Genomic DNA, 15,499 nt, shown 5'->3' with positions numbered 1-15,499 from the left:
TTTCTGCCGAGTATCCCGTCATGAGCTTTGATCGAAAGGCCGCCCGGTCCGTTGCCCGGGGCTTTCTTGCCGCCGCTCTCGTCATTGTCGGCTTCGCCGTCGCTCCCGTTCGCGCCGCCAGCTTCCAGCCGCTCGAGATCGTCACCAAGAACGGCGTGCAGGTGTTCTCGGTGGAGATGGCGACCACGGAGGAGGAGAAGCAGACCGGGCTGATGTACCGCAAGGAATTGGCCGACGGCAAAGGCATGCTGTTCGACTTCAATCCCGAGCAGGAAGTGTCGATGTGGATGAAGAACACCTATGTCTCGCTCGACATGATCTTCATTCGCGCCGATGGCCGCATCCTGCGCATCGCCGAAAACACCGAGCCGCTCTCGACCAAGATCATCTCGTCCAAGGGGCCCGCCCGGGCCGTCCTCGAGGTCGTGGCGGGAACAGCCCAGAAATACGGCATCCGCCCCGGCGACCGCGTCGGGCACCCCCTGTTCGGCAGCAAATAGGCTCTTAAGGCCCTGTCTCGGCCGCCGAAGCCGGGCAGTTTGGACGCTTGATGGCCCTCCAGGAAGCGTGTATCGACGGGGCTCGCCGGACATTCGGGGTATAGCGCAGCCTGGTAGCGCGGCAGTTTTGGGTACTGCAGGTCGTTGGTTCGAATCCAGCTGCCCCGACCAGTCCCGGGCTTAGGCCTGCTCCATTTTCCCTGGAGAATGAGAAGCATATCCGCCGCCATTGGCTTGGTCAGGCCGGCGGAACTGTCGCCGCGACATGGTGGTCGCGCCACAACCTCCGCGTCAGCTTCGCGTGCTTTACCTCTGCGCATGCAATGGGGACGACCGGATATGTTTAGAACTCTCTGCACTACGGCGCTTCTCGCCTTCTCCGCGACGACGGCAACGGCGGCCGACTATGCGCGGCCGGTACCTCCGATGGTTCCGCCCACCTTCAACTGGACCGGCTGCTATCTCGGAGCTCATCTCGGCGGCGGCGCGAGCGACGACCGCACGATCAGCAACGCCGGCGGTACGGTCGATTTCGGCGCAGGCGGCTTTATCGGTGGTGGACAGGTGGGCTGCGATCATCAATTTGCATCCAACTGGGTCGTCGGCGCCGAAGGCCGGGCCGCATGGTCAGGCCTGTCGAGCCAGCACGCGAGCCATGTGGTCTTTCCAGCGCTCGGCAATCTTGCCGTGCCCTCGCAGTTCGGCATCAAGAACGATTTTCTCGCCTCGATCACCGCGCGTTTCGGCTACGCCTATGGCTCAGGCTGGCTGTTCTACGGGCGAGGCGGCGTCGCCTGGACTCACGAGAAGATCGATGAGGGGTATATCAATCCGACCACCGGTTTCGCGGTCGATCCAAGCGCGTCCGTCATGCGGACGGGCTGGACGTTGGGGGCCGGCGTGGAATGGGCGTTTGCACCGTGCTGGTCGGCCAATGTCGAATACAACTACCACGACTTCGGCACCAAGAGCCCGATCCAACTGATCAGTCCTACCGAAGGCGTCACCGTGGCCCATCTCAAGGACACGATCCATGCTGCGACGATTGGCGTGAACTATCACTACTAAGCTGCATCGTTGCTTGGACGCCGCCAAAGCGAAGATACTCCGCTTGCGCGGCGCTGCGCTTTTCAAGGCTTAGCCCGAGGCGTACCAGCCCGCCGGAAACGGGACCAGCGGCCAGACAGGATGATTGTCGTTGGCAGCCTTCGGCGATTGATCCGGCGGCTGTATGGCGACCGGTGTCGAGAGCGGCCAAATCATAGCCAGACGCAAATATCCACATTGCAAATTCATGATGGTCGACCTGCGCAAGTCAGTCGCTTGAAAAATTCAGCCTGAAATCAGCCCGGCGCGCTCTTCGGAAACGGCGCATTCATTCTCAAATCGCGCTTGTATCTTAAGAAAGATAGGCAGGCGTTTCAACCGGCAACGCGGCTGTCCGTCGCCGGGTAAGGTTGATCGGTTAGGTTAAGCAGGGAGCGTCGTTGCGGCCATTTTGACTGATGGTATCAACCGGTTCGGCACGCGACGACCCGGCAGTGGCTCACACGAGATCACATTCGTCGCGGCGTTTCGCGCGAGTTGTCCGTCATGGCTTTCGATCTCACGAAAACATCCCGCCAACGGCCTGATTGGACCGAGATCTGGCATCTCTGGACCGTCATCGTGCCGCGCCGCTCAATCAATGGGCAACTCGTCTACGGCAAGGTTTGGCGTCGTCACGACGGCCGCGACTGGATCTACAAGAAATTCACCGAGTACGACGACGAGGCGGCGGCGGCCTGAAACGGAGGCGCGTTGCCTAAAGCGCGATGTGATTGGGTTGAATCGTCATCGCGCTTTAGCTCTTTGTTTGAGCATGATCTTTTCGGAAAACCGCTTCACACTTTGCGCTAACGCGGCCCTTCGGGTCCGGATCATGCTCTAGCCGGCGTGCCTTTCACCCGCGGCGGCGCCGGGGGGCTGCACGCGCGGCAGCGGCAATTTGAAGTGACGCTTGGCGTAAGCGACGATCTCGTTGTCGGTGGGATGATCGGCCGCTTCCACCGCGACGATCCGCTTGGCGAGATCGGGCGCATGGGCGCGAATGTGGCTGGCGAGCTCGGTCTTCGCGTTCGCCGGACCAATGATGAGGATTTCTCCGGCGTCGGCGAGAGCTTTGGTCACCTCGGCGAGGAAGGTTGCGTCGGGCGCGGCGTGGCCGCTGCCGATTTCGTTGGCCTTGTGATGAAGATGCCGTGTTGCCAGCTGCGGATGCAGCGTGACTTCGTCGGAGCCGCTCAGGCCAAGATGGAAGATCCGGGCCTGCGAATGATCGATCCAAACCACGGCGTGAAAATGAGAGGGCATGTGCTTGTGCCTTGTCCGAGGGGAGGCCGCCGACATCGGTGCGGCGGCGCGTGTCCTCGTGACCCTAGGCCGGTCGGCGTTGCTCCCGGTTGACCCAGGTCAAGCCGATCCAAGTCAAGCCGATCGCTGTCAAGCCGATCCCTGACAAGCCGGGCACGGCAACGCATGTCGAACGCAAGCGCGCGTTCGACGCCTTAGGCGGCCTTTGCCGCCGGGGGAGCTGCGGGCTTTGCCGGCGGCGGCTTCAGCGGCTTGTCCTGCCGCTTCGACCAGGAGATGTAATAGGCGACCGTCGTCATGATCGCGATGCCGGCAATGGAGACGAACAGCTGCGCAAACAGCGAGCCCGAGCTCATCGACAGCTCGAAACGGCCGACGAAGGACAGGAACACGCCGACGCAGAATACGGCGAGCGATTGCTGGCCGCAGACGATCACGGGATCGAAAATCTTCCACTCCAGCCCCGGCCAGTCCTTCGGCACGAAGCGGATCACCAGGATCACGATCACGACGAAATGGATGAAGCGATAGGGCGCAAGGTTGGTCTTGTCGTTGGGATTGAAGGCCGAGAACAGCCATTCCGGGAACAGGCCGCCGAGCGCCGGGAAACGACCGGCCATGGTCATGACCAGCGCGAAGGCGAGATAGGCCAGGCAGACCCACAACGTGATCTGCGAATTGATCAGCCAGCCCGAGCGACGTGCGCCGCCCATCGCGCACCAGGCGCCGAACACGAACAGCACCTGCCAGCAATAGGGGTTGAAGTACCACTGGCCGGCCGGATAGGCGGTCAAATTCCAGCCGAAGTGCCGTGCCGAGAGCCACAGTACGATGGACGCCACCATCGTCAGATCGGGCTTGCGCAGCATGAACCACAGCACCGGCGGAAACAGGCCCATCAGCACGATGTACAGCGGCAGCACGTCGAGATTGAGCGGCTTGAAGCGCAGGAAAAGGCCCTGGCGCAAGGTCTCGGTGGCGTTGTCGACCAGGCCGGCGACGTTGAACTCGTTGATCATCTCTGAATCGCCAAAGCGCAGCGCCAGATAGCTGATCGAGGCGATGTAGATCACGAACAGGATGATGTGGGCGACATAAAGCTGCCAGACCCGCTTGGTCAGGCGGGTGGCGCCGACGATGAAGCCGCGCTCCAGCATCATCCGCGCATAGACGAACGAGGCCGTATAGCCGGAGATGAAGACGAACAGGTCGGCGGCGTCGGAGAAGCCGTAGTTGCGCGTCGTGATCCAGTTCACGACGTTGTCGGGGATATGGTCGAGGAAGATCGCCCAGTTGGCGATGCCGCGAAACAGGTCGAGCCTGAGGTCACGGCCCTTGTCTGGGAGCGTGGCATTGATGTTCAGGAAGGCCATGCGACGAAAGCTCTCGAAGGGGGCAGATACCCTGAAGGCGGCGAGGTGGGGCCGCCGGGCGGGATTCCCGGGCGGAGGGCGGGTACGCAATTGTCACAGTGCAGCATAATGACTATACCCGTCGGTGAGAGACCCGGGAGGGCCGGAATCACCGATCAGTTCCCGAAGGTGTCTCTATACTATGCCCGCGGTTTGCACCAATCGCTACCGTGACGCACGAAAATCGAACGAAAGACGAAGAGGCCGGACCGCCAATGACCGCACGCATTTTCAAGCCCGCCAAGAACGCGATGCAATCCGGCCGGTCCAAGACCAAGGAATGGCAACTCGATTACGAGCCGGAGCAGCCGCGCGCGGTGGAGCCGCTGATGGGCTGGACCTCATCGGGCGACATGAAGCAGCAGATCACGCTGCGCTTCCACACCAAGGACGAGGCGGTCGCCTATTGCGAGCGCAAGGGCATCGCCTACCAGGTGATCGAGCCCAAGGAATCCCTGCATCGCCAGGTCGCCTATGCCGACAATTTCTCCTTCCGGCGCGGCGAGCCCTGGACGCACTGAGGGGCTTCCTTTCGGCGGTCCGAACGGACAGCCCTTGGCACCCCTTGGCACCCCTTCCGCCCCGTGCTTCGCTAACTCGCATGACGGGACCATGACGGGGTTAAGGGATGGCCGGGCGTGTCCAGCTCGACAGCGTCGATCTGAAGATACTCTCCGAATTGCAGCAGGACGGGCGCGTCCGCAACAACGAGCTGGCGCTGCGCATCGGCGTATCGGCGCCGAACTGCCTGCGGCGGCTCAAATCACTGTTCAGCCGCGGCGTGATCCGCGCCGTGCGCGCCGTCATCGACGAGCGACTGCTCGGCTATGAAGTGGTGTCGTTCGTCTCGATCCAGCTCGGCAGCCAGGCTCAGCCGGTGCTGGAGGCCTTCGAGGGCTCGATAGCAGCGATCCCGCGCATCCAGCAGTGCTGGCGCATTTCGGGCGACACCGACTATCTGCTCAAATGCGTGGCGCCGAGCGTCGAGAGCATGCGCCAGCAGCTGTTGCATTTCGCCGCCATGCCCAACGTGAAGAACGTGCGCAGCTTTCCAGTGCTGGGTGTGGCAAAGGACGTGCCGCTGCCCGTAAAGGAAATCGCGGTCGCGCCGGCAGGCTAGGGCGATGGGAGACGACGCGACTGCGCGCTTCAGCGATAGCGGTCGCGAAACTCGCGCGGGCTGGCGCCGGTCCAGGAGCGGAAAGCCCGCGAAAAGCTCTTTTCGTTGCGGAAGCCGGCGATCTCGGCGATCCGCTTGATCGGGTTGCGGCCGCGCATCAGTTCCTGCTTGGCGAGCTCGAGCTTGGCTTCTTCCTTGAGGTCGCGCAGCGAGGTGGCTTCTTCGCGCAGCCGCCGATGCATGGTGCGGGTGGAGAGCGCGAGCTCGCTCGCGACGTCCTCCGCGCCGAGAATGCGTCCGCGCGCCTCGCGCAGCACGCGGCGGACGCGCTCGACCAGCAAGCGGTCGCGGCGATAGGGCAGCACGGTCAGGCGCAACGCTCCCTTGAGCATGCTGTCGAGATCGGCGGGGCTGCGGGTCAGGGGCAGTGAGAGATAGTGCTTGTCGAAGATGATGCGGGCGGCCTCCGCATCGAAGCGGATGTGCTTGCAGAAGATGGTGGGATAGACCGAGACGTGGGCGGGCTCCGCATAAGGGAATTCCGCCGCACGCAGTGCGATTGCGGAATCCACCGCCCAGCAGGAGAAGCCGAGCACGTAGCGGAGCAGGGTGACGAGGCAGAATTCGCGGCAGTCGGCGAGATCGCGCTGCTCGCGAAGCGAGATGGTCGCGGTCTCGCCGCTGACCTCGAGCTCGAACAGCACGTCCTCGGTCAGCAGGCGATGATGCCGGCACCAGCGCTTCAGCGCGACCTCGAGATTGGGCGCGGTGATGGAGGCACGGCACAGCATGCCGTAGCTGCCCCAGGGCAGGCGGCGCGAGAACCAGCCGAGCGCCTCGTCGTCGAGCTCGCGCATGGCGTGGCCGGCCAGCGCCTCGAACTGGACGGCCGTGATCCGCCCGTCGGCCGACCCGACCAGGTCAGGCTGGACCTGTCCCTTGGCGAGCGCCTCGGTCGGATCCCGCCCATAGCGGGCATAGGCCGCGGCCACGCCGCGGACGAAGGCGGCGGGGGTCATGGCGCGGCGGGGCGTCGCGGTTACAGCCTGGAAGGGCATCGGAAAATCCTCGCCAAACTTGGCGGAAAATGCAACCTTTTCGACCGCCGGAGCGCCCGGGCAGGGGTAGGTTCGGACCCGACAAGAAACTTGCAGGATCCTTGGAGGAATCGCCTTGAACATCCCGAGCATCGACTTCGATCTGGGCGACGACATCAGCATGCTGCGCGATACGCTGCGCGCCTTCGTCGAGGCGGAGATCGCCCCGCGCGCTGCCGAGATCGAGAAGGCCAATCTGTTCCCTGCCGACCTGTGGAAGCGCCTTGGCGACCTCGGCGTGCTCGGCATGACCGCGCCGGAGCAGTATGGCGGGTCCAACATGGGCTATCTCGCCCATATCGTCGCCATGGAGGAGATTTCGCGCGGCTCCGCGGCCGTAGGCCTGTCCTACGGCGCCCACTCCAACCTCTGTGTCAACCAGATCCGCCGCAACGGCAATGACGCGCAGCGCCAGCGCTATCTGCCGAAGCTGATCTCAGGCGACTATGTCGGGGCGCTCGCGATGTCCGAGCCCGGCGCCGGCTCCGACGTCGTCTCGATGAAGCTGCGCGCCGACAAGCGCGGCGATCGCTATGTGCTGAACGGCTCGAAGATGTGGATCACCAATGGCGGCGATGCCGACGTGCTGGTGGTCTACGCCAAGACCGATCCGGAGGCCGGCCCGCGCGGCATGACCGCATTCCTGATCGAGAAGGGTTTCAAGGGCTTCACCCATGGCCAGCACCTCGACAAGCTCGGCATGCGCGGCTCCAACACCTATCCGCTGTTCTTCGACGAATGCGAGGTGCCGGAGGAGAACGTGCTCGGCAAGGTCGGCGAGGGCGTCAAGGTGCTGATGTCCGGCCTCGACTATGAGCGCGCGGTACTGTCGGGCGGCCCGCTCGGCATCATGGCGGCCTGCATGGACGCGGTGGTGCCTTACATGCACGAGCGAAAGCAGTTCGGACAGCCGATCGGCGACTTCCAGCTGATGCAGGGCAAGCTCGCCGACATGTATGCGACCTGGCAGGCCACGCGCGCTTACGTCTACGCTGTGGGAAAGGCCTGCGATCGCGCCGACCACGCGCGCACGCTGCGCAAGGACGCGGCGGCCGCGATCCTGTATTCCGCGGAGAAGGCGACGTGGATGGCGGGCGAGGCGATCCAGGCGCTCGGCGGCGTCGGCTATACGTCCGAGTTTCCGGTCGGCCGGCTCTGGCGCGACGCCAAGCTCTACGAGATCGGCGCGGGCACGTCCGAAGTGCGCCGCATGCTGATCGGCCGCGAGCTGATGTCGGAAACCGCTTAAACCCTCAACCACGTCATCAGAAACGCGGGACCACATGCCGCTCCATTCCAGCATCGACCCATCGTCATCCGATTTTGCCCGCAATGCGGACGCCATGCGCGCGCTCGTGGCGGACTTGCGTGAAAAGCTCGCCGAGGTCGCCGGCGGCGGCGGCGAGGCCTCACGCAACCGCCATACCTCGCGCGGCAAGATGCTGGCGCGCGAGCGCGTCGATCTGCTGGTCGATCCCGGCACCTCGTTCCTGGAGCTGTCGCCGCTGGCGGCCCATGGCCTCTATGGCGGCGACGTGCATTCGGCGAGCATCGTCACCGGCGTCGGGCGCATCTCGGGCCGCGAATGCGTCATCGTCGCCAACGACGCCACCATCAAGGGCGGCACCTATTATCCCATGACCGTGAAGAAGCATCTGCGCGCGCAGGACATTGCGCGGCACAACAATCTGCCCTGCGTCTACATGGTCGATTCGGGCGGCGCCTTCCTGCCGCTGCAGGACGAGATCTTCCCGGACGAGCGGCACTTTGGCCGCATCTTCTACAACCAGGCGCAGATGTCTTCAGCCGGCATCCCGCAGATCGCCATCGTGATGGGCTCCTGCACAGCCGGCGGCGCCTATGTGCCGGCGATGTCGGACGAGAGCATCATCGTGCGCAATCAAGGCACCATCTTCCTCGGCGGCCCGCCGCTGGTGAAGGCTGCGACCGGCGAGGTCGTCAGCGCCGAAGAACTCGGCGGCGCTGACGTGCATTCGCGGCAATCCGGCGTCACCGATCACTACGCCCAGAACGATGCCCATGCGATCGGCATCGCGCGCCGCATCGTCGGCACCTTGAAGCCACCGGCGCGGCCTAACCTCAACATGCATCAGCCGCGTGATCCGCTTTATGCGGCTGAGGAGATTTACGGCGTGGTGCCTGTCGATGGCAGAAAACCGTTCGACGTGCGCGACATCATCGCGCGCGTGGTTGACGGGTCCGAGTTCGACGAATTCAAGAAGCTCTACGGCACGACGCTGGTGTGCGGCTTCGCCCATATCTGGGGCTTTCCGGTCGGCATTATCGCCAATAACGGCATTCTTTTCAGCGAGAGTTCGCTGAAGGGCGCGCATTTCATCGAGCTGTGCTGCCAGCGCGGTATTCCCCTGGTGTTCCTGCAGAACATCACCGGCTTCATGGTCGGCAAGAAATACGAGGCGGGCGGCATCGCGCGCGACGGCGCCAAGCTCGTGACGGCGGTCGCAACGGCGTCCGTGCCAAAATTCACCGTGGTGATCGGCGGCTCCTACGGCGCCGGCAATTACGGCATGTGCGGCCGCGCCTATTCGCCGCGCTTCCTCTGGATGTGGCCGAACGCGCGCATCTCGGTGATGGGCGGCGAGCAGGCCTCGATGGTGCTGAGCCAGGTCCGCCGCGATAACATTGAGGCCAAGGGCGACAGCTGGTCGAAGGAGGAGGAGGACAAGTTCCGCAAGCCGATCCGCGACCAATATGAGAGTCAGGGCCATCCCTATTATGCCACCGCGCGCCTGTGGGACGATGGCGTGATCGACCCTGCCGACACGCGCCTCGTGCTCGGCCTCGGCCTGTCGGCGGCGTCGAATGCGCCGATCGAGCCGACCAAGTTCGGCCTGTTCAGGATGTGATGCGATGGACCGCACAAGACTCTACCGCCGTTTTCGCACGCTCCTGATCGCCAACCGCGGCGAGATCGCCTGCCGCGTCATCCGCACGGCGCGTGCCATGGGGCTGCGCACCGTCGCCGTCTATTCCGAGGCCGACCGCGACGCGATGCATGTGGCGCTCGCGGATGAGGCCGTGCTGCTCGGACCCGCGCGGGCTCGCGACAGCTATCTCGACATCGAGCGGCTGATCGAGGCCGCGCGCAAGACCGGCGCCGAGGCCGTGCATCCCGGCTACGGCTTCCTGTCTGAAAATGCCGAATTCGCGCAGGCCTGCTACGACGCCGGCCTCGTTTTCGTCGGCCCGACCGCCGAGATGATGAATGCAATGGGCTCGAAGTCAGGCTCGAAAGCCTTGATGGAGAAGGCCGGCGTGCCGCTGGTATCAGGCTATCACGGCGAGGCGCAGGACGATGCGACGCTGGCGATGGCGGCCGAAAAGGTCGGTTTCCCGATCCTGGTGAAGGCATCGGCCGGCGGCGGCGGCCGCGGCATGCGCATCGTGCGCTCGGCGGCCGAACTCGGGCCGGCGATCGTCAGCGCCAAGCGCGAGGCCAAGGCCGCGTTCGGCGATGACCGCATGCTGATCGAAAGGTACGTCGACAATCCCCGGCATATCGAGGTGCAGATCATCGGCGACAGCCACGGCAATCTGCTGTCGCTGTTCGAGCGCGAATGCACCTTGCAGCGCCGCCACCAGAAGGTGATCGAGGAGGCGCCGTCGCCGACGCTCAATGCAGCCCAGCGCGAAACGGTCTGCGCCGCCGCGCGCAAGGCGGCGGGCGCGGTGAACTATGTCGGCGCCGGCACCATCGAGTTCGTCTCCGACGGCAAGGACGTCTTCTTCATCGAGATGAACACGCGTCTTCAGGTCGAGCATCCCGTGACCGAGTTGATTACCGGCGTCGACCTCGTCGAATGGCAGCTGCGCGTCGCGTTCGGCGAGGCGCTGCCGCTGAAGCAAGACGAGATCAAGCTCAACGGCCACGCCATCGAGGCCCGTGCCTATGCCGAAAATCCCACCAAGAATTTCATGCCCTCGGTCGGGAGGATCTCGACCTGGCGGCTGCCTGCCGAGACGGGCGGCCTGCGCATCGACGCCGGCTATCGTGAGGGCGACAGCGTCTCGCCGTACTACGACGCCATGCTGGCAAAGATGATCGCCTGGGCGCCCACGCGCGATGTGGCGATCGATCGGCTCAACCGCGGGCTGGAAGACTCCGACGTCCGTGGCATCGTCACCAACATCCCGTTCCTGTCGGCGCTGATCACGCATCCGAAGGTGCGGGCCAATGCGATCGACACCGGATTCATCGAGCGTGAGCTGGCGGTCCTGACATCGGCGGCGCCGGCACCGGGCGAGCTCGAGCTCTGTGCCGCGGTTGCCGCCATCGTCAATGACGAGCGGCAGGCGGCGCAAGGCGAGCCGCGTTCGCCATGGCAGACCTTCGGCTGGCAGCCGGTCGGCCGCCGCCAGCGCAATTTTGCCTTCCGCGTCGGCCATGGTGTTGGTCATGGCCCCGAGCAGAAAATCGCGCTGAATTATGGCAGCGGGCCATCGACGCTGGTGATCGGCGAGCGCGAGCTGGCGTTCGCGGTTGCGCCGAAGGATGGCGGCTTCGATCTGACGCTGGATGGCGTCAAATCATCCGTTGCCGCCGTGATCGATGGCCACGAGCTTTACCTGCGCACACGCAACGGCCGCTTCGACCTGCACTGGGTCGATCCGTTCGGCGGCGAGAGCGAGGAACATGTCGGAGAAGACAAGATCGCAGCGCCTCTGCCGGGCACGGTCGTCGCCGTTCTGGCCGAGGAAGGCGCAAAGCTCGAGAAGGGCGCGCCCATCCTGACGCTGGAAGTGATGAAGATGGAGCAGACGCTGCGGGCACCCTATGCCGGCGTGCTGAAGTCCATCAAATGCAAAGTCGGCGACATCGTGCAGGAAGGCATCGAGCTCGCCGTGGTCGAGGCCTCCGGAGAGTGACATGAGTGACCCCGTCCGCATCATCGAGATGGGGCCGCGCGACGGCCTCCAGAACGAGAAGGCGCCTGTCAGCGTCGAGGCCCGGATCGCCTTCATCGAGGCGCTGGTTGCGGCCGGGCTCGATACGGTCGAGGTCGGCGCCTTCGTCTCGCCCAAGGCGATCCCGCAGATGGCGAGCTCCGATGCCGTGCTGCGCGGCGTCAGCCACATCAAGGGTGCCGAATTCCACGTGCTGGTGCCGAACGAAAAGGGCTACGACGCTGCGCGGGCTGCCGGCGCGAAAGTCGTCTCCGTGTTCGCGGCAGCCTCGGAAGGCTTTTCGCGCGCCAACATCAACTGCACGATTGCGGAGTCCATCGAGCGCTTCAAGCCCGTGCTGACGCGCGCCAAGGCCGATGGCGTGCCCGTGCGCGGCTATATCTCTTGCGTGCTCGGATGTCCGTTCGACGGCGAGATCAAGCCGAAGGCGGTCGCCGATCTCGCCAGCACGCTGTGGGATCTCGGCTGCTACGAGATCTCGCTCGGCGACACCATCGGTGTCGGCACGCCCACCAAGGCCAAGGAGATGCTGCGCGCGGTCGCGGCGAACGTTCCGGCCGCAAAGCTCGCGATGCATTTCACGACACCTATGGCCAGGCGCTGGCCAATCTCTATGCTGGGATGGAGGAGGGCGTCCGCGTGATCGATGCCGCCGCCGGCGGGCTCGGTGGCTGTCCCTACGCGCCGGGGGCAACGGGGAATGTGGCGACGGAGGATGTGGTCTACATGCTCGAGGGCATGGGCGTGAGGACCGGCGTCGATATGGAGAAGCTGCTGGCGGCGACGAATGAGATGAGCGCGGTGCTGGGCAAACCGCCGGTGAGCCGCGTGGCATCGGCGCTGAATGCGAAGAAGAAGCGGGCGACGCCCTGAGGCTCAGTGCCGTAGGGTGGGCAAAGCGAAGCGTGCCCACGCAATCTACCCGATCATTGAGACGTGGTGGGCACGGCGCTATGCGCCTTTGCCCACCCTTCGGACTACCGCACCTGTGTTTGCCGCTACCTGCTTCCGTCCGGTCCCATCACCAGATCCGGCAACCAGGTCGAGATCTCCGGCACCAGACACAGCAGCAGCACTGCGCCCATCATCAGGAGCACGAAGGGCAGCGTGCCCCAGATGACCTCGCTCAGCGGGATGTCAGGCGCGACGTTGCGGATGACGAAGATGTTGAGCCCGACGGGTGGATGGATCAGCCCCATCTCCATCACGATGGTCATGACCACGCCGAACCAGATGATGTCGAAATTGGCAGCGCGTAACGGCGGCAGGATGATCGGCGCGGTCATCAGGATGATCGAGACCGGCGGCAGGAAGAAGCCGAGCACGACGACCATGACCAGGATTGCGAGCAGCAGGCCCCAGCGCGGCAGGTGCATCGCCACGACGGATTCGGCGGCCGATTGCGAGATGTGCAGATAGCTCATCACGTAGGAATAGAGCAGCGACATGCCGATGATCATCATCAGCATGGTCGATTCGCGGATCGTCGACTTCATGATGGGGCCGAGATCTTCCGGCCGCCACACGCCGTAGATCGCCGCGATCAGCCCCAGCGCCAGAAGTCCGCCGAGGCCGGCGGTCTCCGACGGCGTGGCAAAGCCGCCATAGAGCGCGGCCATGACACCGGTGAGCAAGAGGACGAACGGGATCACGCGTGGCAGCACGCTGAAGCGTTCGGCCAGCGTGTACTCGTCGCGGGCGAGGATTGCCGTCTCCGGCCCGCCGTTCTTGTAGATCGCTTCGGCCGCAGCATATTCCCGGCGGAAGCGGTACACCGCATAGAATCCGAACAGCGAGACCAGCAGCAGGCCGGGCCCGATGCCGGCGAGGAACAGGCGCCCCAGCGACTTCTCGGCGGCGACCGCAAACAGGATCATGGTGATCGAGGGCGGCAAAAGAATGCCGAGCGTGCCGCCGGCGGCGATGATGCCGGCCGCGAAGCCGCCGGAATAGCCGCGCTTGCGCATCTCGGGGATGCCGGCCGAACCGATGGCCGAGCAGGTCGCGGGGCTCGAGCCCGCCATTGCCGCAAAAAGCGCGCAGGCAAACACGTTGGCGACGCCGAGGCCGCCGGGCACGCGATGCAGCCAGGCGTGGAGCGCGGAATAGAGATCCTGGCCGGCGCGCGATTTGCCGATCGCCGCGCCCTTCAGGATGAACAGCGGGATCGACAGCAGCGTGATCGAGGCCATTTCCTCGTAGACGTTCTGCGTCACCGTATCGAGCGAGGCCGAGGGCATGTAGATGCCCATGAACACGACCGCGACGGCGCCGAGCGCGAACGCAATCGGCATGCCCGAGAACATCACGATCAGCGTCGCGACACCGTAAGCGATACCGATGCCGAAAATGCTCATGGCCGCTTGGCTCCTGCGAAGGGCAGCGCCAGCTGCACGAGGATCTGGAGGCAGAGCAGGCTCATGCCAAGCGCCATCAGGGAATAGGGAATGGCGAGCGGCGGCGACCACATCGAGTTCGAGACCTGGCCGTCGACATAGGCCTCATGCGTCAGCGTCCACGACTTCCAGGTGAAGAAGGCGCAGAACAGGAACGTTGCGGCATCGACGATCCAGAGCCGGACCCTGTTCGCCAGCGGCGACAGCAGGCCGACGAAGGCCTCGATGCCGATATGGCCGCGATTCTGCTGCACATAGGCGGCGGTCATGAAGGTGGCGCCGACCAGCAGAAACACGGCGGCCTCGTCCTGCCAGTAATTTGCGGCCTTGAACAACGCGCGGCTGAGCACGCTGTAGCTCAGGATGGCGCACGCCGCGACCAGCGCCAGCGCCGCGAACACGATGATGATGCGGTTGAGGATGGCGAGGCCGCGATCGAGCGCTGCCGCAAGGCCGGTCCTTGCGGCAGCATTGGCCTGATCGTCACGATCCGGCTGAGGACCGCGGCTCATGCAGCGACGTCGGAGGCAAGCTTGAGCAGGTTGGCGGCGGTCGCCGTCTTGGCACCGTAATCCTTCCACGCAGTGTCGCGGGCGATGTCGCGCCACTTGCCGACGGTGGCGGCATCGAGCGCGCTCACCTTGGCGCCGGCCTTCTCGTAGACCTTGGCGACCTCGACGTCGTCATCCTGCGCGCCCTTGCGGCCGAAGGCTTCGAGCTCTTGACCCACAGCGACCAGGATGTCCTGCTGGTTCTTCGGCAGCTTGTCGAAGATCGCCTTCGACATCATCAATGGCTCGAGCATGAACCAGTAGGACGCGCCGGCGCCCGAGGTCAGCGACTTCGCGACCTCTTCGAGGCGGAACGAGATCAGGCTGGTGGAGGAGGTGATGCCGGCATCGCACGCGCCGGTCTGCATCGCCGCGTAGATTTCGTTTGACGGTACCGACAGCACCGAGGCGCCTGCGGTCTGCAGCACCATGTCCATCTCGCGCGAGCCGCCGCGCACCTTCATGCCCTTGGCATCTTCCGGCGCCACGATCGGCTTGGAACGGCTGGCGACGCCGCCGGCCTGCCAGACCCAGGTGAGCAGGATGATGCCCTTGTCGGCGAGGAAGTCGGAGAGCGCCTTGCCGACCGGCTCCTTCTTCCAGCGCATGCCCTGGTCATAGGTGGTGACGAGGCCGGGCATCAGCCCGATATTGGTCTCCGGCAATTCGCCACCGGCATAGGGCATCGGATACAGCGAGATGTCGAGCGCACCCTTGCGCATCGCTGAGAACTGCGCGTTGGTCTTGATCAGCGACGAGTTCGGATAGATCTCGGCGGCGATGTCGCCATTGCTGCGCTTGCTGACTTCGGCTGCGAACATGCGGCAGAGCCGGTCGCGGAAATCGCCCTTGTCGATAGTGCCGCCGGGGAATTGGTGCGAGATCTTCAGCGTGGTCGCGGCATGCGCGGTGCCGATGCCGAAGCGGAGAATGGCGGGGGCTGCGACTGCTGTCGCGAGCAGGTGACGACGCGTGAACATGAAGTATCCCCTTCGACGGTTCTTTGAACGCTTCTCATCTGAGTGATCTGGCGGGTCGTGAGACCGGCACGGAGCCCCATTCTAGCCGGTCTAGACCCTGAGTTCTCTCACCTGATAGTTCGAGATGGAAGGCCGCGGCAAGTG

General features: G+C 64.5%; 14 protein-coding genes, 1 tRNA gene and 1 pseudogene. 10 read left to right on the top strand and 6 right to left on the bottom strand.

Going from position 1 to position 15,499, the window contains the following annotated elements:
* The first annotated feature begins 20 nt into the window (after nucleotides 1-20).
* The 4 genes from ACNJX9_RS22290 to ACNJX9_RS22275 all read left to right on the top strand — a co-directional run bounded on the left by ACNJX9_RS22290 (nucleotide 21) and on the right by ACNJX9_RS22275 (nucleotide 2,288).
* The gene (locus tag ACNJX9_RS22290) at nucleotides 21-500 is read left to right on the top strand and encodes a DUF192 domain-containing protein (RefSeq protein ID WP_439404188.1); all 480 of its coding nucleotides are present in this window, start codon (nucleotides 21-23) and stop codon (nucleotides 498-500) included.
* A gap of 94 nt (nucleotides 501-594) precedes the next feature.
* Nucleotides 595-671 (top strand) — tRNA-Pro (locus ACNJX9_RS22285).
* A gap of 168 nt (nucleotides 672-839) precedes the next feature.
* Nucleotides 840-1,568 carry an outer membrane protein gene (locus ACNJX9_RS22280; protein WP_439404186.1) on the top strand — a complete coding sequence of 243 codons (729 nt, stop codon included), beginning with the start codon at nucleotides 840-842 and terminating at the stop codon, nucleotides 1,566-1,568.
* A 525-nt stretch (nucleotides 1,569-2,093) separates the two neighbouring features.
* Nucleotides 2,094-2,288: a hypothetical protein gene (locus ACNJX9_RS22275; RefSeq protein WP_439404185.1), complete on the top strand. Its 195-nt coding sequence runs from the start codon at nucleotides 2,094-2,096 to the stop codon at nucleotides 2,286-2,288.
* Between the two features lie 138 nt (nucleotides 2,289-2,426).
* On the opposite strand, the gene ACNJX9_RS22270 is transcribed toward ACNJX9_RS22275, so the two are convergent.
* Both ACNJX9_RS22270 and ACNJX9_RS22265 read right to left on the bottom strand, forming a co-directional pair.
* Nucleotides 2,427-2,852: a hypothetical protein gene (locus ACNJX9_RS22270; protein ID WP_057754806.1), complete on the bottom strand. Its 426-nt coding sequence runs from the start codon at nucleotides 2,850-2,852 to the stop codon at nucleotides 2,427-2,429.
* Between the two features lie 194 nt (nucleotides 2,853-3,046).
* Nucleotides 3,047-4,225, bottom strand: a complete 1,179-nt coding sequence (locus ACNJX9_RS22265) for an OpgC domain-containing protein (protein ID WP_439404183.1) — start codon at nucleotides 4,223-4,225, stop codon at nucleotides 3,047-3,049.
* 254 nt (nucleotides 4,226-4,479) lie between these two features.
* Between ACNJX9_RS22265 and ACNJX9_RS22260 the strand changes: the two genes are divergently transcribed.
* Both ACNJX9_RS22260 and ACNJX9_RS22255 read left to right on the top strand, forming a co-directional pair.
* Nucleotides 4,480-4,785, top strand: coding sequence for an ETC complex I subunit (locus ACNJX9_RS22260; protein ID WP_057754809.1), 306 nt, complete (start codon nucleotides 4,480-4,482; stop codon nucleotides 4,783-4,785).
* 107 nt (nucleotides 4,786-4,892) lie between these two features.
* A complete protein-coding gene (locus ACNJX9_RS22255; protein WP_057754812.1) occupies nucleotides 4,893-5,384 on the top strand; it encodes an Lrp/AsnC family transcriptional regulator in 492 nt (163 codons plus the stop codon).
* A 29-nt stretch (nucleotides 5,385-5,413) separates the two neighbouring features.
* Here ACNJX9_RS22255 and ACNJX9_RS22250 read toward each other — a convergent pair whose 3' ends face one another.
* Complete coding sequence (locus ACNJX9_RS22250; RefSeq protein WP_439404181.1) at nucleotides 5,414-6,442, bottom strand: AraC family transcriptional regulator; 1,029 nt, start codon at nucleotides 6,440-6,442, stop codon at nucleotides 5,414-5,416.
* 160 nt (nucleotides 6,443-6,602) lie between these two features.
* Between ACNJX9_RS22250 and ACNJX9_RS22245 the strand changes: the two genes are divergently transcribed.
* The 4 genes and pseudogenes from ACNJX9_RS22245 (at nucleotide 6,603) to ACNJX9_RS22230 (ending at nucleotide 12,301) form a co-directional block, all read left to right on the top strand.
* Nucleotides 6,603-7,730 (top strand): isovaleryl-CoA dehydrogenase, encoded by a 1,128-nt coding sequence (locus ACNJX9_RS22245; protein ID WP_083514683.1) that lies wholly within the window; start codon nucleotides 6,603-6,605, stop codon nucleotides 7,728-7,730.
* 34 nt (nucleotides 7,731-7,764) lie between these two features.
* Nucleotides 7,765-9,369, top strand: a complete 1,605-nt coding sequence (locus tag ACNJX9_RS22240) for a carboxyl transferase domain-containing protein (protein ID WP_439404179.1) — start codon at nucleotides 7,765-7,767, stop codon at nucleotides 9,367-9,369.
* Between the two features lie 4 nt (nucleotides 9,370-9,373).
* Entirely contained in the window at nucleotides 9,374-11,389 is a 2,016-nt protein-coding gene (locus ACNJX9_RS22235) for an acetyl/propionyl/methylcrotonyl-CoA carboxylase subunit alpha (RefSeq protein WP_439404178.1), read from the top strand.
* Nucleotide 11,390: 1 nt separating this feature from the next.
* A pseudogene (locus ACNJX9_RS22230) lies at nucleotides 11,391-12,301 on the top strand (hydroxymethylglutaryl-CoA lyase).
* 125 nt (nucleotides 12,302-12,426) lie between these two features.
* On the opposite strand, the gene ACNJX9_RS22225 reads toward ACNJX9_RS22230, so the two are convergent.
* From ACNJX9_RS22225 to ACNJX9_RS22215, 3 genes are read right to left on the bottom strand one after another with little or no spacing between them, the layout of a single operon-like run.
* On the bottom strand, nucleotides 12,427-13,785 hold the full coding sequence (locus ACNJX9_RS22225) for a TRAP transporter large permease (RefSeq protein ID WP_439404177.1): 1,359 nt from the start codon (nucleotides 13,783-13,785) through the stop codon (nucleotides 12,427-12,429).
* Nucleotides 13,782-14,336 carry a TRAP transporter small permease gene (locus ACNJX9_RS22220; protein ID WP_057754833.1) on the bottom strand — a complete coding sequence of 185 codons (555 nt, stop codon included), beginning with the start codon at nucleotides 14,334-14,336 and terminating at the stop codon, nucleotides 13,782-13,784. Before ACNJX9_RS22220 ends, ACNJX9_RS22225 begins: the two co-directional genes overlap by 4 nt.
* Nucleotides 14,333-15,355, bottom strand: a complete 1,023-nt coding sequence (locus ACNJX9_RS22215; RefSeq protein ID WP_057754836.1) for a TRAP transporter substrate-binding protein — start codon at nucleotides 15,353-15,355, stop codon at nucleotides 14,333-14,335. Before ACNJX9_RS22215 ends, ACNJX9_RS22220 begins: the two co-directional genes overlap by 4 nt.
* Nucleotides 15,356-15,499: the final 144 nt, after the last annotated feature.

The organism is Bradyrhizobium sp. BLXBL-03 (genome assembly GCF_051853015.1).
Classification (GTDB): Bacteria; Pseudomonadota; Alphaproteobacteria; order Rhizobiales; family Xanthobacteraceae; genus Bradyrhizobium; species Bradyrhizobium manausense.
The sequence above is the reverse complement of the archived record's forward strand: the minus strand, read 5'-3'. Positions and strand labels throughout refer to the sequence as shown.

Excerpts from the sequence above, each read along its gene's own strand:
- ACNJX9_RS22290 (WP_439404188.1), top strand. The coding sequence starts at position 21 with ATGAGCTTTGATCGAAAGGCCGCCCGGTCCGTTGCCCGGGGCTTTCTT.
- ACNJX9_RS22280 (WP_439404186.1), top strand. The coding sequence starts at position 840 with ATGTTTAGAACTCTCTGCACTACGGCGCTTCTCGCCTTCTCCGCGACG.
- ACNJX9_RS22275 (WP_439404185.1), top strand. The coding sequence starts at position 2,094 with ATGGCTTTCGATCTCACGAAAACATCCCGCCAACGGCCTGATTGGACC.
- ACNJX9_RS22270 (WP_057754806.1), bottom strand. The coding sequence starts at position 2,852 with ATGCCCTCTCATTTTCACGCCGTGGTTTGGATCGATCATTCGCAGGCC.
- ACNJX9_RS22265 (WP_439404183.1), bottom strand. The coding sequence starts at position 4,225 with ATGGCCTTCCTGAACATCAATGCCACGCTCCCAGACAAGGGCCGTGAC.
- ACNJX9_RS22260 (WP_057754809.1), top strand. The coding sequence starts at position 4,480 with ATGACCGCACGCATTTTCAAGCCCGCCAAGAACGCGATGCAATCCGGC.
- ACNJX9_RS22255 (WP_057754812.1), top strand. The coding sequence starts at position 4,893 with ATGGCCGGGCGTGTCCAGCTCGACAGCGTCGATCTGAAGATACTCTCC.
- ACNJX9_RS22250 (WP_439404181.1), bottom strand. The coding sequence starts at position 6,442 with ATGCCCTTCCAGGCTGTAACCGCGACGCCCCGCCGCGCCATGACCCCC.
- ACNJX9_RS22245 (WP_083514683.1), top strand. The coding sequence starts at position 6,603 with ATGCTGCGCGATACGCTGCGCGCCTTCGTCGAGGCGGAGATCGCCCCG.
- ACNJX9_RS22240 (WP_439404179.1), top strand. The coding sequence starts at position 7,765 with ATGCCGCTCCATTCCAGCATCGACCCATCGTCATCCGATTTTGCCCGC.
- ACNJX9_RS22235 (WP_439404178.1), top strand. The coding sequence starts at position 9,374 with ATGGACCGCACAAGACTCTACCGCCGTTTTCGCACGCTCCTGATCGCC.
- ACNJX9_RS22225 (WP_439404177.1), bottom strand. The coding sequence starts at position 13,785 with ATGAGCATTTTCGGCATCGGTATCGCTTACGGTGTCGCGACGCTGATC.
- ACNJX9_RS22220 (WP_057754833.1), bottom strand. The coding sequence starts at position 14,336 with ATGAGCCGCGGTCCTCAGCCGGATCGTGACGATCAGGCCAATGCTGCC.
- ACNJX9_RS22215 (WP_057754836.1), bottom strand. The coding sequence starts at position 15,355 with ATGTTCACGCGTCGTCACCTGCTCGCGACAGCAGTCGCAGCCCCCGCC.